10 protein-coding genes are annotated in these 18,337 nt (G+C 57.0%); 3 read left to right on the top strand and 7 right to left on the bottom strand.

The features are described from left to right. Positions 1 to 590 precede the first annotated feature (590 nt). The 7 genes from HQN87_RS19375 to HQN87_RS19405 form a co-directional block, all read right to left on the bottom strand. The gene (locus tag HQN87_RS19375) at positions 591 to 3,863 is read right to left on the bottom strand and encodes a GAP1-N2 domain-containing protein (RefSeq protein ID WP_173136738.1); all 3,273 of its coding nucleotides are present in this window, start codon (positions 3,861 to 3,863) and stop codon (positions 591 to 593) included. Further along, the gene (locus HQN87_RS19380; RefSeq protein WP_173136740.1) at positions 3,860 to 5,122 is read right to left on the bottom strand and encodes a hypothetical protein; all 1,263 of its coding nucleotides are present in this window, start codon (positions 5,120 to 5,122) and stop codon (positions 3,860 to 3,862) included. Before HQN87_RS19380 ends, HQN87_RS19375 begins: the two co-directional genes overlap by 4 nt. A gap of 265 nt (positions 5,123 to 5,387) precedes the next feature. Beyond that, the gene (locus HQN87_RS19385; protein WP_173136742.1) at positions 5,388 to 6,023 is read right to left on the bottom strand and encodes a beta-mannanase; all 636 of its coding nucleotides are present in this window, start codon (positions 6,021 to 6,023) and stop codon (positions 5,388 to 5,390) included. Positions 6,024 to 6,052: 29 nt separating this feature from the next. Then, positions 6,053 to 7,324: a vWA domain-containing protein gene (locus tag HQN87_RS19390; protein ID WP_173136744.1), complete on the bottom strand. Its 1,272-nt coding sequence runs from the start codon at positions 7,322 to 7,324 to the stop codon at positions 6,053 to 6,055. Between the two features lie 54 nt (positions 7,325 to 7,378). Further along, positions 7,379 to 9,802 carry an FtsZ/tubulin family protein gene (locus HQN87_RS19395; protein WP_173136746.1) on the bottom strand — a complete coding sequence of 808 codons (2,424 nt, stop codon included), beginning with the start codon at positions 9,800 to 9,802 and terminating at the stop codon, positions 7,379 to 7,381. A gap of 4 nt (positions 9,803 to 9,806) precedes the next feature. Continuing rightward, the gene (locus HQN87_RS19400; RefSeq protein ID WP_173136748.1) at positions 9,807 to 13,196 is read right to left on the bottom strand and encodes a tubulin-like doman-containing protein; all 3,390 of its coding nucleotides are present in this window, start codon (positions 13,194 to 13,196) and stop codon (positions 9,807 to 9,809) included. Positions 13,197 to 13,242: 46 nt separating this feature from the next. Further along, complete coding sequence (locus HQN87_RS19405; RefSeq protein ID WP_173136750.1) at positions 13,243 to 15,066, bottom strand: vWA domain-containing protein; 1,824 nt, start codon at positions 15,064 to 15,066, stop codon at positions 13,243 to 13,245. A gap of 244 nt (positions 15,067 to 15,310) precedes the next feature. Between HQN87_RS19405 and HQN87_RS19410 the strand changes: the two genes are divergently transcribed. From HQN87_RS19410 to HQN87_RS19420, 3 genes are read left to right on the top strand one after another with little or no spacing between them, the layout of a single operon-like run. After that, positions 15,311 to 15,463: a hypothetical protein gene (locus HQN87_RS19410; RefSeq protein ID WP_155991665.1), complete on the top strand. Its 153-nt coding sequence runs from the start codon at positions 15,311 to 15,313 to the stop codon at positions 15,461 to 15,463. Next, a complete protein-coding gene (locus HQN87_RS19415) occupies positions 15,456 to 16,379 on the top strand; it encodes a hypothetical protein (RefSeq protein WP_173136751.1) in 924 nt (307 codons plus the stop codon). The genes HQN87_RS19410 and HQN87_RS19415 overlap by 8 nt, the downstream gene beginning before the upstream one ends. 57 nt (positions 16,380 to 16,436) lie before the next feature. After that, positions 16,437 to 18,251, top strand: a complete 1,815-nt coding sequence (locus HQN87_RS19420) for a hypothetical protein (RefSeq protein WP_173136752.1) — start codon at positions 16,437 to 16,439, stop codon at positions 18,249 to 18,251. Positions 18,252 to 18,337: the final 86 nt, after the last annotated feature.

The raw sequence follows: 18,337 nt of genomic DNA on the forward strand, positions 1-18,337 counted from the left end.
GCAAGCATACGACACCAGCGCACTTACACTTATATCCTAACATCCAACTCACTTCAATCTGCTGGTGCCAGAATAAGTCCGCTAGTCACGACTCCGAACCGAAAAAGGAACTTCATTCAGGTAATACAGCAATGGATGAAGCTCAGTTTGAAGAGAACATTCGGTGATAGAAGAGAACATTCCGTGATAGTTGTACTCTGCGCAATTAAAAACAGTAAAAAGGAAGGCTTCCCTCCTATAACTGTAGTCTGTACAACTAAATTTGCCCGAATGGGTGAAACCAAGCTACAGATGCTAGTTTAAGTGTACGAAATACATCTAAGCGTGTATTCAGTGATAGATCAGACGGTTTAGTTGTACAGAGTGCATTAAGCATAAGTAAGTACCGCAATCGTTCGGGACACGGCAAACCCTCAACCAGCGAGCTGCTAAAGTAGTTTACACTAGTATAAATCTTTGTTCTACTAAGGCCCGTCACCCGGCGAAATGCTGTCTCTTCGATAAATACCGGAGCAACAGGGATTACAAGACGTTCTAAGCCGTTTGTTAAAAGCTTAAGCCCAGCTTGCAGCCAGGGAACCCCCGCTGCTTCATTCCGCGTCCGCTTCCGGGCTTGCGGAAGCGGACGGCTCCGCGCTAGGTGCCGCTGTGGCTGTACTTCCCGGAATGCTGTCCGGATCAGCCTGCAGCTTCAGCGTATAGCCTCCGGCGGTGATCATATCACCCACGGCCAGCTTCGCGCTTTGCTCCAGCTCCACCGTCACCTCGTATACGCGTGCCGGAGTTCCCGCCGCCGCTCCTGCGGTAGCGGCTCCACCTTTCGCGTCGCCGTCCGTTCCGGCGCCTGCTTCACCCTTCGCGCCGCCGTCCGTTCCAGCGCCCTCTTCACCCTTCACGCCGCCGTCCGTTCCGGCACCCTCTTCACCCTTCGCGCCGCCATCTGTTCCGGCGTCTGTCTCACCCTTCACGCCGCCCTCCGTTTCGGCGTCTGTCTCACCCTTCACGCCGCCATCCGTTCCAGCGCCCTCTTCACCCTTCACGCCGCCGTCCGTTCCGGCACCCTCTTCAACTTGGCAACTTTGAACCGTTGCCTTGACCTTGTAAGTGTCCGTAACGCTGTTATCGGACACCACACCGATCTGCTCCGGCTTGAAGGCCGAGCAGTCCGCCGCAGCGGCAAAGCTGAACACCAGCTTGCCACTTCCGCCGCTGCCTGCATCGCCGCCAGTATTCCCGCCGCCTCCTGCATCACCACCAGTATTCCCGCCGCTTCCCGCATCGCCGCCAGTATTCCCGCCGTCTCCTGCATCACCGCCGGTATTCCCGCCGCTGCCTTCATCGCCGCCGGTATTCCCGCCGCTGCCTGCATCGCCGCTGACTTTCGCGCCGATAAGCCGGACAGAGACCGGGGCCGGTCCGCCGGCCTCTCCGGTCACTGCCGGAAGCGGGCTGGGACTGGCAACCGGCGCAGCGATATCCGTACCGCCTTGCCGCAGCTGACCCATAACGATGATGCCTATAACCAGCACGATCCCGAGAATGCTGCCGGAGATCAGGAGTTGAAATCGGCTGCGGCTGATCCACCGCGCCAGCGGCGAAGCGAGCTGGGCGCTGGCTTCATTATAGACACTCTGCATGGCAGGCGTTGCTGCCGAGATATAGCTTTTGCGGAACTCCCGGTTCTTGAACGCTTCGCGGTCGCTCTTCAGGAAATATCTCAGCACTGCCCGCCGGTAATTCGGCCACAGCTTCTTGTTCGAGATGCTGAACAGCCGGTTATGCTGCGCCCAGACCAGGAACCGGTATACCGTCTCCTTATCATTCCCCGCCTTGCGGGCCACCAGGTCCAGCAGCGCATCATAATCCAGCGGACCGCCTTCGCGTTCACTGCTGTGATAGAAGGCCAGCGGCAGCCGGTCGAACGGCTCGATGCTCCGCGAATCCTTGAGCCAGCGTGCACCGAGCAATTGTACATCGTCGAGCTCCCGCGGGGACAATCCGTCAAAGATCTCCTCATCCGGCCGCTCCTCCCCGAACCAGCGGTAGGCCGCGCGCAGCGCGTTGGCTTTGCGCTTCGCGATCGCATCGAGCGGCGGCTGCCAGTCCGCCGTATCACGGTAGCGCAGGAATGAAATCTCCAGCAGCTGCTCCATGGACAGCTCGTCCAGTGAGATCCGGTTCAGCAGGAAGCGGTCGGCCGAGGTCCCCAGCTCCTGCATCAGCGACAAGGCCTCAGGATGCACTCCGCCGCCTCTGCGGCGCTGCTTCTCTGCCTGCTGGACCGATTCGTGAACAGCGGCTACAGCCGCTACCGGATCAGGCTCCCGCTGCAGCTTCTCCAGTAAATATTCCTTGAGAGTATCGCGCACAGAACCCTGCTGCAGCACCTCCGGAAGACTCCGGCCGAAGTGGCCTACGAGGCGGAGCACATCCGCCGTTCCGGCTGCCGCCGCAAGCCGGGACTCCAGATACGGCTCGAACAGCGCTCTGCGGAAGAGCGATTGAGACAGCACTTTTTTGAAGAAAGCCTCACTGAGGGCAGCATCGCTGTCAATAATGCCATACGCCGCAGCCAGCACATCCTCCCGTCCAGCGGATCGGCAGTTCAGCATTCCGTTGATGAAGTAATCCACAATTTTGACCCGGTAATTATGGCCCGGCAGCGCAAAATACTCCTTGAACCGTTCCAGGATCTCCGGCGACGGAATCCCTTTTTGACGGATCAGCTCATATTCGCGGTCGAACCGCTCCAGGAACATATCGTTCAGCCGCGCCCGCGAGTCCAGCTTCCCCTCCGGCTTCAGATAGGAGAGCAGGCCGCCCAGCACAGCGTTTTTATTCTCCGGATATAAGGCTTCATTGCCTTGCTCGATTTCATAAAAGACAGCCAGCTCATTATAGAGGGCCAGCGACAGCTTGCGGTCCACACTCTCCCCGAGCAGCAGGGAGTCGGCAAATTTGGCGAAATCCCTGAGATTCCCGCCCTTTTGCCCCAGCATATTCCAGGCCAGATCGGCATAAATCTGCTGGGATTCTCCGAAGTCGGCATTCAGAATCCTGGAGCCTGCCAGATCGAAGATATAATCCTTCTCAATATTCCGGTCCCCCGGACGCAGCGAGCCCTTCTCCACGAAGGTCAGGTGGATGTATTTGCGGCTCTGCGGCTCCTTGGCATAAGTGATCACTCCCAGCCTGCGGCGGAAGTCATACGGCAATGAAGCGTAGAGGACCTCCGTCAGCTCCACCGCACGCTGCGACAACTCACTGACGGGCACATCCAGCGCTACATAAATCTTCTTCTTCCCGGCTACGGACAGCATAACCGCCTGCAGCAGGGCTTTGAACAGCTCTTCGGTGAACCCGAGACCGCTCAGCACTGTCCGCGGGTCTGCAGGTTCTGTACGCTCACGGGGTTCCACCGGAATAGACTCCAGTTCAGGCAGTGTCCCGCCCGGCTCCCCCTCATAACTCCGGGCGAATCCGGCATGCAGCCAGCCCCCGTATCCTTCCACAATCTCCTCCGAGCGGATAGGCGGCACCACGAAATTATGGGCAAAAAAAGCGCTCCGCTGTCCGGTGAAATCCGCCGCCAGATACCGGCTGAGGCCGATCACCGTCTCATTGCTCTCCGTGTGGAACAGGTGCAGCGCGGCAGGATACAGCTCCTCATCCTTCTCGCCGCGTGCCGTAAGCTCGGCCGGTGCATCGTAGAGACAGAAGGGATGCAGAATTTTTTTGACAAAATTATTGTCCAGACCCTCCGATTTCGCTACCGTATCGAATCCCTCTGTCGCCCGGTATACGCCCCGGCGCTCGCGGGTATACATCTGCTGGGTGATCATGGACCCTGAGAATCTGTTCACGGCCCGTCGCTCCCCTCAATATAATTCAGCTTGTGCAGCAGCCAGATGAACGGCTCATCCACCCGGATCGGACTGACCACGCCCTCCACCTTCTGATTGACCGGATTGCTGCCCAGCGCAGATACGGCGAAATAACCGGTATTCGCAAAATACACATCCATCGTATCCTTGAACGGGCGGTCCACCTTCTCGATAAAGCGGCGGATTTCACCGTCGATGTTGTGGAACTCGTCCAGATTCAGCGTTTTGCGGTGCACGTAGTTGTTGAACACATTGCTGTTAGACTTAATATAATCGCCATCCTCATCCTTGAGGGAGTGCAGCATATCGCTTTTGGCCAGAACCACCGCCGTTGGAATCTCAGTCTTGCTCTTCTCCTGATAAGCGATGAAATCGCCGAACATGGTCAGCACCACATCACGCGGCTCATCATACTGCGATACCCATTCGCCCGGACGGTCACCGAAGTTGATGCGGATCTTCTCCCGGACCGAACGGATCTGCAGCGGATCGACCATGAACAGAATCCCTGCGGAGTTCTTGATATGCTGGCCGTGCAGGCCCAGGTAATCCTGATCGACCATCCCTTCACCGGCCACATCGAAGAATACCAGCGTCAGCGGGGGCTTGGATTCATCCTTGAATACGAACTGGAAAATAAACGGCTCCTGCATCTTCTCCTTCTGGGTAGATGCCAGCAGATCCCCCCGCTCGAACAGCGGCTCTTCATACAAGGTGCGGAACTTGCGGCTGATCTCGGCATTCAGCGGCATACAGGCCGCGTCGAAATGCCCTGCCGTTGTATGCTGCAGCGTATGGATCAGCGAGGTCATATAGACAGACTTCCCTACCTGGGAAGCCCCGATGATCGAGATAATATTGCTAGGAACCTTGCCGGCAGTCACCGGCAGCTCATTATGGCAGGACGGGCAGAGCCGTCTGCGGGTCATCACGCCATAGCGGTCGGTCAACCCGGTCAGCACATGGTCCGTGTAATGATGATACTCCTCCGGGATCTCCGCCGGATTCAGAATCGCTTCCATATCGTCCACCGAATCGAGCCCGAAGCGCTCACGGTACTTATTCAGCAGATCATCCTCACCGAGTGCGTAATTCTCATCATCCTCACGGCTGTGCATGGCCCGGAACACCACTTCCTCCGGCTCAAAGCGGGAGAAGCAGAACGGGCAGACGATATCGTAATACAGCGGCCTCGCGGCGGGCTGATTCTTCTTCATGAAACGGCTAAAAAAAGACATCTCTCATCCTCCTCAAAGTTTTGTCCGCACCGCCCGGGTAAGGAGCTGCTTACAAAACTGCTATATAAGACGCACATTTCTTGAATTATTCCGCTGTACTTTAATCTTCTTATATAGCTCACATCCTGCTTGTATGTGGTCCCTGCAGTGTAATATAACTGCACTTTGTACAGCTATATTACCGTTCCAGCCGGCTTGCGTCCGAATAGCTGCAGTTCGTACAACTATAATGGAGCAAATTGTATCTCTAGAGCTCCCGCACTGTTCATTCCGGGACCAGCTCATAATACACGCCATACTTACGGCCGTCCGTGAAAAAAATACGGATGAAGTCGTCTTTGCCGACCTCAATCGGCGGGAGCTGGTTCCGGCCGGGGGCGAAATCCTGGACGAACGGGAAGAGTGCGCCGTCGTCTTTGGAGGACGGGTGGGCATCCCGTTTTTTAACGTAGCAGAGCACTTCCTTCGGGACCGGAACCTCGGCAGTAATCGTCATCTGCACCGTCTTCAGTTTGCTGAACAATCCTTTTTTGTGCTGGATGGAATAGTAGATTCTCGCTTTGCCTGCGCTGACGGTCGTCCGGTTGCCGCCGTCCCGCTGACGGACCAGCAGCGTCTCCCCGTTCCCGCTAAGCCGCACATATATGGTATACGCCACCAGCCCGATCTCGTCCAGCCGGTCACGGTAGCCGTTATTCGCTTTGTACTCTTCCCGTGTATAGAGCTTCATGCCCGAAGGCGGAAGCTCTGGATCGTCCGGTGCCTCTGCAGAGGCCTTGTGTATACAGACCGCCTGCACGCCATCCGGCCAGCGCCAGCGCAGCGTACAGAACCGGTCTTCCACTCTGGATACAATCTCGGTAATCACCGGTGTGGATGCATCCACCTCAGCGTACTTCATGGCAACTGGCTCCTCTCCTTGCATTTCACTTAGAATCCCTTACTGCCGCGGTTACGGCGGGGTGAACCCGGGCCATCCGCAGGCGCATGGGCAGCTCCGGCCGCTCTTCCCCGGCGCAACAGGCGCCCTTCTCCAACCGGCACTATATAAGTGAACAAGGTAAGAATTGCAGCAAGCACGAGCAGAGCCAGCAGCCGGGTGATAGGGTCCCAGACTGTATTTCCGTTAAGGCCTGCTTCCAGAATCAGTCCCGCAGCGAGTCCCGATACCGCACCCCCGATACTGAAGCTCCGGGCCAGATGGCGGTTATCGAACACAATGCCCAGCCCCAGGCCCAGCGCCGTGCCGAGCAGCATCAGTGCCAGAACACGGACCACAGCATAATAAGGACTGTCCGCCGTTTCGTCGCTGCGCTCGGTGAGCAGGCTCCGGTCTCCCAGACGGTCATAGATCTGCTGGAATACTTCCCCCAGCCGGTTCGCATCGGCAACATCATAATACTGCCCGCCGGTGTTGCCCGCGATATCCTGCAACAGAGTGGCGCCGGAAGGATCATCCAGGGCAAGCCCGATCGTATTCACCGCAATGCCCCGCTCCCGGTAGGCTGTCAGCTCCGTAGAGGTATTGAACTGGCTGACACCGTCGGACAAAAGAATGACCATCGCTCCCCGGTCCACTCCGTCTTCATGGATGACAGTCATCGCTTCTGCCAGCGCACCGCTGATATTCGTACCGCCCTCGGTGGTCTTCAGACTGCCGATGACCTCCATGACCTTCTCGCGGTTCTCCGCTTTGGAGAGCGGGATCAGCGGCTGGACGACGGAGGCCTCATTGCTGAAGGTGACTACAGCCACCCGGTTGTCTTTTTTGAGCTGGCCTACCAAATCCTTGGCCGCCGCATAACGCCGGTCCGACGGATCGCTCTGCATCATACTGCCGGAATCATCAATCACCATGACGACATTCTTCACCGGCTTAATGCCGCCGAAATTCAGCTCATACACAAACTCTGTCAGCGTACCGACACCCAGCAGCAGCACGACCATCAGCGGGAACATTTTCCACGAGGAGCCCAGGTAACGCAGCTTCCAGGACTGCCCGTTCAGCTTAGGTGAGATGGTCTCCGCTACCAGGCAGCCTATCCCCACACACAGGGCCACGATGGCAAAATAGATGCCGACCAGCACCATCTGGGGCAGATCATACGGCCTGCGGTCCAGCAGCAGCTCGCCCAGAACAAAAGCTACGCCACCGCCCAGCAGACTGAACAGCAGCACGAGCAGATTGATTTTTCGCTGCATTGCATTTCATCCTTTCCGGGAACATCTTATTAATCATGCGCTTGAAGCTTACGCCTATCTCATCTCCGGCAGCTCTTCCTCTTCCAGCCCGTGCAGCGAGTAGCCGTTGCCGGCATAGGTCTCGTAATAGACCTTGCCGTTGCGGTAATAGAGCAGGTCCTCCAGATGGAAGCCGCCCATCAGATTCAGCTTCTCCACTCCGCTTCTGCGCTGCTCATGCACCAGTCCCAGCCGGTAGATCCGGGTGGTCTCGTCAGCTCCGAAGGCGTAGCGCAGGAATTCGGAGTCACTGTCGCCGAAGAAATACTTCTCCTCATGCCGGTGCTCCTGCGTGTATTCAAACAGGCGGACATTCATCGCAGCCTCCTCTTCCAGACTGCGGTAGAGCTGCTTGAACAGCTCCTCCTTGGAGACAATCCCCCGGTTCTCATAAGCTGCCGCGACATTGGCCCGCCGCAGCAGCTCTTCCTCGAACGGAAGCGTGAACGGTCCTGCGCTCAGCAGCTCCCGGCGGCAAATGCCGATCAGCCGGTCAGCCACTACATCGCCGCCGCGGTCCAGCAGCTCCGACAGACTCCCCATGAACCGCTCACTGAAGAAGATCCCTGTACCGCGCTGCGTTTCGATATCCTTCATTACCTCATCCGTCACACCACGGTAATACTCCATGATGTTCTGGTCCACAGTCTCGTTGCTGCGGCCGATGCTGGCGAGCGCAATGCCGTGCAGTTCTGCCTCCAGCGCTTCCATCGCTGCGACCTTGGCCTTGCTTGTAGCGTGCAGCTGCTCCAGGGCAGTATCGTATAGCAGACAGAGGGCAAGCTCGCTTTCCAGCAGCAGAATCTCATATTTCTTGCCGTAGACGGCACCGAACAGATAATGAATGAAGTTACGCACCGTCCGTTTGTCCAGCAGCGGTACCCGCTGGAACGGCTGGCGCTCCACACTCTCCGCATAGAGCCGTTCCAGCTCCTCCTGCGCGGAGAGAAGTGCGGAACGCAGGCCGCCCATATGCTGGCGCAAGGCGTGCAGCACGCTGCCTCCTTCGCCCGTTCTCTCCCCCGTCCATTCCGCGAGCTGATAGAAGGTCAGCGGTGAAGCTCCCTGCTCCCCGGCCGCCAGAACCCCTGCCCACTCCCGGGCCGGGTCGATGCCCTCCGCTCTTCTTGCAGACACCTCCGTAAAGTTGCTGCGGAAATACGCCTGCGCCCCGTCACCGAAGAGCAGCTCCTCGGCTTCGCGCAGCGACAGCATCTTCAGCTGCGAGTAGGACGGACGTCCATGGCTCATCAGTCCGGTCATCTCCGAGAGACCGGATTCATCCGGCAGCAATTCCGCCGCACGGGCCCGCAGGGAATCGGCTCCAAGGCCCAGCAGCGCCTGCCGCTCCTTAAGGCTCCGGGTCTGGCCTGTCTTCAGCCTCCCGGCCAGATAATGCAGGGCATGGTACAGCACCGCCAGCGCAATCTGCTTGTTCGGCCTGCGGACCGCCGAGAATCCGGCCGACGCGTAGCCTTGTCTGCCGGTGCTGCCCCGGATGCCGCTTTTGAAGGTCATATTATTATAGCCGCCATGACCGGAGGCCTGATCGGCGGCAGGCCGGACCCGGTTCTTCAGCAGGCTGATATGGGCGATAATCTCATAATTGTCGTCCATCCCGTGAACCGACATCAGTCCGCGCTCATTCTTATCGGAGAGCAGATAGACCAGATCGAACAGTGCGGAAGGGCCATGATTCACAGGGATCGACAGCCCTTCCTCCGTAACGAGCAGCGGAGCACTTAAGGCATAATCCGCCGCCTGCATCCCGTCCAGCTCACGCAGAAAAGCCAGCCCTACCGAGCTGGAATAGCCGAAGTTATCCCCTTGCTCCCGCTCATTGATCAGCGCATACAGATCGGTCTGCACCGATTTGAACGACTGGCTGAGTATCGCCCGGGCCAGCAGGGCAATCTCCGGCAGCAGCACATTCTGCGGGTCATCGACACGCGTAACGACCGACAGATGGATGACGTCAAAGGATGAATACAGCCGTCCATAGTCCGCTATGCTGTTGCTTAACTGGCGCAGCGTCCGGTTCATCCCGGCCAGGTACTGGCTGTCCTCATGAAATTCACGGTACAGCTCCCGCCGGACCGTCCGGGGATCACGGCCCGCCGTGTTCGGCAGGGCCATATGCATCACACGTTCATGAACGCTGCTGTTCCCGCTGCCGATCCATCCCTTGATGCCATCCTTCTCCTGCGTACTGCCGCTGCCGCTGGGAGAACCCGCATGCAGCGCCATGACACCGCCTGCATTGTCCCATTTGCGCTCGCAGCGCTCCAGCACCGGACCGATGGCCGGGGTCACCTTGTCGCCGAGGAACAGAAACAGAGCGGGGTAATGGATGCTGCTGCGCCCATCCCCCTTATTATGCTGTGCTTCCTCCTGCGCAGCGTATTGCTCTGCATATTGTAAGGCCTGGTCTCTGATCATAGGCTTACTTCAGCTTTCTGCGGATGCTGCCGAGCTTGCCGGTCAGGCTCTTGTAGAAGCCGTACATTTCATCGCCGTCCGCATGCTCAACCCGCTCATATTCCAGGCTGTCGCGCGCTTCCAGGAACGATACATACATCCCTTCCAGCTTATACAGCAGCGGAGTCACATCCTCCGCCGCCGTCATCTCTCCGGCCCGGCGTGCCGCCTTGCGCAGCAGGACACTGCGGCTCTTCTCATCAAGCGCACGGAAATGGCGGTAGACGGCATACTCCACGTAGCTGCGTTCCTTCATCAGGTTGGCGAACGGCTCCCAGGCATCTTCGTCCTCGTCGCGGTCATAGACATACAGCGCGCCTTTTTTGGTAATGGTATCGGTGTACAGCGCTTCGATGAACTGGTCGATCCATTTGTCTTCATCCAGATGCTGGTGGACCAGTACTTCCAGCTCCGCCGCCTTAGCCGTGAGCGCGTCGTATTTCGCCAGCTCTTCACGGACACGGGCAATGAGCTGCGGTGAACGGATCAGGTTCTCCTGAGCCAGCTCCAGGTTGATACTGCCGAAGATATCCTTCACGCTCTCACGTTCCAGCCCGCTGGTGCGGAGTGCCTTCAGCTCTTCAGCGGCTTTGCGCACTTCCCCCAGATTCGGACGCGGGGAGTCGAGCTGCAGATCATATCCCCCGAGCAGCTTGGTGAGGTCAAACGGCTTCGTGAAGATCACCGAGAAGCGGCTGCTCGTATTCTCGTCAACGCCCTTCTCGATAATGACACCGGCTTCCAGTGCCCGGGCGAAATCCGCACGGACTCTGGCATTATAGTCACGGACCCGCGGGTTCATATAGGTATCGCCCCATGATTTCTCCGGAATCGGTGAAGGCAGATAAGTCCAGTTGTCCTTGTCGGTCATCACCAGATGGCGGCCGATCCCTTCTTTGTCCAGGATGGTCCGTTCATAATTCTCCTCGAACACCCGCAGCGGCGTGTATACAAACAGCGGTACCCCATTGCGCGTATTCAGCCAGAAGATCCGGTTCTTCACCTGGCTCTCCTTGATCGTGAACTGTGATTTGCCCAGCGCATTGTTCTGATAATTGCGGATACCCTTCAGAATCCCCGGCGCCTTCACCGGCACAGATACGAAGCCCCATGACGGGAAGTGCAGGCTGCCCGAGCTGTTGCTGAGATGGAAGATCGGCACGGCATCCTCGTCCAGACGTCCGGCAATAATCCGCTCCACGAACTTATCCAGCGGCTCCTCGCGCCCGTATTTCATCACCAGGAAATCCTCCATGGAGCGGGTAATAAGATCGCCGAACTTGTCGCTGAGGAATTCCGAGATCGAACGGACGATGTCGATCTCCTGCTCCTTGACCCAGCGGCCCGAATGCTTCAGCATCTCGCGTGTGAAGTCGCGGATCAGATCGTCGCCGTCCTTCTGGTCCATGACCTTGGAGATCGTCGCCGAGATATCCGGCACATTGACGATATTCCAGTAGTAGGTCTTGTTGCCCTTGTGGTCAGCCTGCTCTTCACCATTGATCAGAATGTCGCCGTTCTTCTCGAAGATCGAGCTGAGCGCCGTCAGGATCTCTGTGAATACGCCGTAAATCCGGCTGTTCTCCTCATTCAGCAGCTCATACAGATCCTCATAGAACTGGATCATCTGCTCGGTGCGCTCCACATCGGCATGCAGCCAGTATTCATTGATCTTGGCTTCAATATAAGCATTCTTCTTCTTCTCCTTGGAGACAAAAGCGCTGCGCGCATCGCCCAGCTTCTCCTCCGCACTGTCCTGTGCGGTCTCAATATCACGCGGCAGGCGCAGGAGACTCTCACGCAGCGCTTCGATATACGACTGGATCAGCTTCAGGATGCAGAAGCCCTTCTCGGTATAGAGCAGCCGCGATACATAGAACGGACCCTGCTCGGGATGCAGGAAGATGCGCTCCAGCTCTTCGCTGAACCGTCCGGTAATCTCGCCCGGCAGCTGCTTCTTCGCTTTGATATATTCTTCGCGCGCACGGGCCAGGAAGTTCTGCTCCAGCTCCGTGTCCATGCTGACTACCTGATTCTTAACGACATTGGCATGGCTGAGGCGCTCACTGTTCTGATAGCCCGGCAGCGGCTCCGGCACACGGGACTCGAACGTCTTGATCATGGTGTCCAGATCAATGCCGAGCTTGCGCGCCATCTTCTCCACATCTTCCTGCCCGGGAGCGTGATGGAACATCTTGTCCATCTTGTCGAACAGGCGGTAAGCCAGATAAGTCGTCATTTCCTCAATCGGCAGCACGGCCGAGGACGCACCGATAATGTTATATTCATAGTTCGCAGGATACGTCTTGTTCATCTGCGCAATGTTCGTACGGATGTTGCTGATATAGTCATGGATGGCGAATTCTTCGCCGGAGGCCTTCTCTTCACTGGCCATGAAATTGGTGATATTCTCGGCCGTCACATTCATGCAGTAATCATAGGCGTTCTCCAGCAGCTTGCCTTCGGTATTGGTTGCGGAGATCAGATGACAGAGATTGAACGGCGGCAGCGGCGAATTCACGTTCAGGATATTGCCGTACTGCTGGCGGAACCGTTCGCCCCGGCTGTCCACGTTCATCCAGTAATCCAGCTCTTTGAGCGCAGCATAGCCGTTCTTGCGGATATACTCGCGGGTATGCTCGCTGAGGCTCTTGTTCGCCAGATTCACATCCGGTGTGAAGAGATAACCCAGCGTGTTCACACGGTCAATTCCGGCTGCGCCGTAATCCCGTTCAATAATACCGCGTACGATATAGGCGATGTCCAGGAATGCCCCGCTGCCGGTTCCGCCGGACAAGCCGGTGAGCAGGAAGACCATCAGCTTCTTGCTGGTGCCCACGGACAGCGTCTTGATCTTCTTGTCGATGGCTGCAACCACCTGGTTAATCTTCGTGAACAGCAGCAGGCGCCCGGCCTGGCGCACCCCGGCGGCCCCGTTCATGCCGTCTGTGATGCTCAGCTCCGGCGACAGCCAGTCTGTAATATAAGAATCCAGAATGCTGCGGTTCTGCAGCAGGCCGCCAATCTCGGCATTGGCCAGCAGCACGAATTCATTCTGCGGGTCGAGGCCGATGCCTTTGTATTTTTTGCCGCGGTCCTGTTCATTAGTCTCGAACGCCAGGAATTCCACGTTGTCGGGCTTATCCCGCTTCTTCTTGGACAACGGGTCTTCCGGCAGCTTGAAGCGGCGGTTAATCTGGTATTTGAGCCGCAGCAGGGCATCTATGCCCGTGCCGCCAAGTCCGATGATCAGAATCGGGTTGTCAATGGTGTCCACTCTGATCTTGTCGCTGACGATCCCGCCGCCCAGCGACACATCAAGCTGCTGAATATGTTCTCTTACTACCGGTTTCATAGGTTTTCCCCCTAAAGTTGTATGAAGCATAGTCTGCTGTTAGCTCTTATATCAAATATTCCAGTAAAATCGTCTTGTCTACCGTCTGCAGCGAGACCGTAACCCGGTCACCGCTCTTCATCTCCAGCCCCCGTGAGGTATCGGCGGCACGCCCCGAACGCTCCACGGAGATCCCTTCGCCCCCGCGCAGCAGCAGCCGGTCATTGGTTCCCGGAGTGAAGACCAGCTTCTCGCTCTCCTTCAGTTCAGGCGCAAGCTGCAAGAGCTGGTGCAGCGTGAATTTGCCGCGGAATCCGGCAAGCTTCTTATACTGCGGATAAGTCTTCTCTCCGGTATTGCCGTCCAGCACTTCCACAACCAGCTGTCCGACGAACCCGCGGTTTGAGCCGCGGCGCAGCAGCCAGAATGCAGCAGCGGCTGCCAGCAGCAGAACAATTCCGCCAATGATATAGTACAGCGTGTTCGATGACTTCTCATCTGTTACCGGGTTATCGCCCGGAGCAGGGCCTGTTGACGGCGGGGTGGTAGCCACCGTTCCCGTCTTGGCGTTAATGGTCAGCACATCGCTCTCGCGGTAGAAGCTGCTCTCTTCTGCCCGGACCTTCAGTTCATATTCATGATTATCCTTTATTTCAAAAGCACCCTTGAACTCGGCGCCCGAATTGTCCAGCGGAATCTCCTGCACCTGGCCGGTATCCACATCGGTCGCAAGCAGTACTGCCTTCATCTCCTTGTACAGGCTGCTCTCCGTTACCTCTATCCCGTTGCTGAACAGATGGGAGGAGATGTCTACCGTGTCGCCTTTGCGATAAGACTGGGAAGGCAGGGCATCCAGCTTAAGCTCCAGATCGTAGTTGAATACCAGGTTGATGTCGATCTTGTCCTTCGGCACCCCCTTGACCCGGAGCTTCCAGTCTCCTTCGTCCGGAGAGAGCAGCTTGATCAGCGTGTAGGTGGACGATTTCGACAGCAGGACCTGATCCGAGGGGATCGCTACTTCCTTCCCTGACGGATCACTGAGCTTCGCCGTAACCGGCTTCGAGGACATGATTGAGATATTGGCTTCCAGCACGCTGCCGTTCGGCACATTGACCGTCACTTCCTGATAATCGCCGTTCGCCGTAATCGACGGCACAGGCACAACCTTCAGCTTCAAGTGGCTGGCAAAAATCTCGCTGAGAATCTGCGGCAGATCATCCGCAGAATTCGTCGTGAACGCCTTGCCGCCTGTCTGATCGGACAGGCCCGTCAGAATATTCTTGTTCAGCTTGCCATCGGCATTCAGCCCGATGGTATATACGGGATAACCCTTCTGCTTGGCCGCTTCTACGGCTGCCTTCAGCTCCTGATCGGAATCGGACTGCTTCCGGCCGCTGGCTTCATTCAGGTCATTATTGCCGTCCGCCAGCATGACGATCATCGGCTCATGGCCGGGATCGCTGCCGTTCTCAAGCACCTTCACAGCCTCTTGCATCCCGACTGCCAGATCTGTGTAAGGCCCGCGGCTTAGCCCGTCAATGAAATCCTTCAGATCCTGCTTGTCACCGGCTGAATTGATACCAAGCAGCGCCTTCTCACGCTGCACCTTGTCGGTGTAGGCCACGATGCCGACCTTGTCGCCCTGCGCAGACAGCATATCAATGAACATCTTCATCGCTTCATTGGCAATCTTGTTCTTGTCACTCTTGTTCATCGAGTTGCTGACATCAATCAGCAGTACAGCGTCGATATGCGAGGGCGCGGCAGAAGCAGCGTTCGCTCTCGAAGCGTAGAAAGGGGATACGGTGAGACACAGGATCATGATCAGTGCAGGCAAGATGCGCTGCAGTCTATTCTTGGCCGTTCTGTAATTACGTTCTGTACGAAGCATAAATAGGGCTCCTCTTGTGTTAAATTCGGCGGATCTGGCAGATCCGAAAAGCATAGCTAAATTCTGTCAATTACATGTCATTATGATATAATTAAACCTTGTAAACTTCAACACAGTGACCGCTGGACCGGCACTTCCTTCACTTACAATCGCCATTCTGAGCCGGATGAACTATTCTAAGTATACGCCGCAATCCTGAATATTTGATTAAAAGACCGTAACCATCACAGAAAGGACGACTTCCATGATTACATACGCCATACTCGGGATAACGTTTCTTTATGCTGTTATTCAGATTATTCTTTATGCTTCACGCCAGCGGAAGCCGCTGACCCGTGAGGATATTGACGAGCGGCTGCTTGCTGCATTGAACGGAGGGGACACGGCCCGTGAATAAAAAGAAACCGGCCATCTTCCGGCCCTTCAAGGCACCCCGCTACGCCTTCGGGAAGCTCCGCATCTGCCGCCGCTGCGGCCGTTACACTGCACTTGGCGAAGAACGCTGCACCCGCTGCGGGCGGGCCGCGCTGATTCCGGTGGAGAAGCATGCGGCAGCCCTGGCCGGGCGCCGGATGCATACCCGGCTGCTGTTCATTCTCCTGCTCACTCTGGCGGGAATCTATTTCGGTCAGAGTCTCCAGGAGATGATATTATGCGGTGCAGGCGGCATCGTATTAGCGGGACTGGTCTACTATACGCAGCGAAAAGTGCGGCAGAACGAAAATCTGTACGCCCTTAACAAACTGCTCGGCCGTAACATCTTCAGCATTAAGGAGGATCTGGAGCTCAACCGCCAGGAAGCCGTGTCTGTCCTGCGCGAGAACGATGTGCTCGCTTATGAGAAGCTGCGCGAGATCTCCATTCTGCTGCGCGGAGACCGGATCTCCCGCCAGCGTGTCGCCCTGCTGCACGGCTTCCAGCTTCGCAAAGACATGAATCTGGAGCTGGAGCAGCTGCTGCTGAAGGACTTCGAGCCGCTGCTGGCTGAATATATTGGCGAAATTGCCAAGGTCCGGCCCGAATTGATCAAGGACCGCACCCTGCGCTATGTCAAGAATTATGAGGTGCAGATCCTCGAAATGGACAGAGGGCTGATCATTCTGACCGCCGTTGCCGGTGCGGCTGTACGGATGAAGCGGTACGCGCTGCTCTATTCGGGAATGATCGGGAGATATGTGCAGGATCTGCCCAAGGACCGCTTCCTGCGCTTATCCAGACTCATTGCCGCCAACCCCTACGAGCCCTGGAACGGGCTGGATGCCAAGGTCGAGGAAATTCGTGAGCTTAAATACCGCTGGGACCCTGAAATGTAAGGTTTAGAAGCTGTCTGCCGCTCTAATCCTTATATATGAATAAAGGGGCTATATTATATGACGATCAAACAGGCTTTAACCCTGCGGAATATTATGATCATTCTGTGTATCTTCATGCTGGTCCTGCTCGGACAGAAGGCTCTGGGGATCAGGGACAAGATTCAGGACATACAGGAAGCCGGGCGGCTATACGCTGCCGGAGAGCTGATCGCCGCCGAGAACCGGTACCGGCTGGCAGCGGCCAATACGGCGATTTCCTATAAGGAAGAAGAGGTTGCCGCAAGACTTGCAGAGCTTGCCCCGATTACGGATATACGCAGCAGTCTGAGCAGACTTTCCTTAACCCTGGAAGACCAGCTGACCGTTAAGGATTTCACCGGATACATGGAGAGTTATGCCGCCCTGCTCAGCCTGAAGGGCAAGTATATGATTGCGGGCGGGCCTTATGAGGTCTATTATCGCCAGCTCTCAGCCGAATCAGGCCTTTCGGACAAGATGACAGCAGGGTTCCGGCAGTTCAAGGAGCAGTTTCTTGCCGGACTCGCGGCGGGACCGCAGACGGGAACGTCCGCCGGTACGGGCAGCGGCAATAGCGATAATACCGACAGCTTCAAATGGCGCCTGCTGCAGATTCCGGATGGCTATTACGGAGGAGAAGCAGCCAAGGAAGAACTGCTGGCGGCGGAGTTCAAGGCCCATGATACCGCCAGACTCCAGGCGCTCGCCGCAGCCGGAAGCTTCGGGCCTATGCTGGACAGTGCCTTATCTATGGAAGAAGCTTATAGGAGTCATAGTTATACGGCGCCCTGGATCAGGAAGCAGGTGCAGGAGAGCGCAGCGCTCATCCTGAACAAAGATCTGGACGGCGATTATACCGCAGCCTTCGCCGGACACGCGCTCAGCTACCGCAGCTATGCCGCATCAGCAGGCATTACCTCCTCCAAGGTGCTGAAGCTGATCGACAACGGCATTACCCGGCTGCTTCGCGCCGGAGCGCGGCAAGTGCGCAGCGGCCAGTATGCCGAAGCGATCAGGCTCTATACCGGGCTGGCCCCGGTGCAGGATACCTCCGGGGCCATCGCTGCCGCAACCCTGGCCTGGAATACCGCCGAGCCGGTAAGACTGCTTCCGGGCGGCGAAGTCCCGGGCAGCTACTCCCTTACAGCCTCCGTCACCGGACGCTACGGGGCCCAGATTGCTGTAGCCGGAGTGGATTCCGGCAGCAGGCTGGTCTACGCTGAGATGAGCGGAGACGGGACGGTCTCCACCCGTACCGGAGACGTCATCCCGGATGCGGCGGCACTGAGCAGTCTTGCTTTTGACGAAGCGCTGTCCGCTTACTCTGAGGTTCCGGTAGTTGTGGCTACCGGCAGCCCAGCTAACGAACGCAGCACCTTCACTGCTTATACGATCCGGCCGGAGGGCATCGCCCTGCTGTTCAGCTTCACCGGCAGCGGCTACGAGCTAATGGCAGAGGACGGCTCCATTCGGGTAATGAATACGGATCTGACAGATGGCGCAGCGGATCGGACCGCCATCTTCCGTCAGGTGAACGGGGTCTATGAATTCTTGGAAATCTACCAGGAGTTCACCTATACCACGATAGATGCTTCGCAGCTTGAGCTTCATCCTTATGAGAAAGTAACGTTATCCTGCGAGGAAATGTATATCGACTCTGCCGGAAGAACCGTTGCCCGCTCGAACGGCCGTTACCTGGTGCTCCAGGGCGAGGTAGGCCAGCTCACCGGACCAGCCATGATCAGCGGCCAGTTCGAGAACAGCTATAATAATGTAGAGACTGAGATCGGTGAGCAGTCTGTACCTGTGTTTATGGTAGATTCGCTGGGGAGTCTAAGCTTGACCTTACCTTGATTCTGCGGGGCTTGCGGAAGCGGCGTAACCGGCTGAACTAACGGCTCTCCAGTTCGCATCATTCAAAAAGACGCAAGAGCGGAACG

The sequence above is a fragment of the Paenibacillus tritici genome, assembly GCF_013204885.1.
Classification (GTDB): domain Bacteria; phylum Bacillota; class Bacilli; order Paenibacillales; family Paenibacillaceae; genus Paenibacillus_AQ; species Paenibacillus_AQ tritici.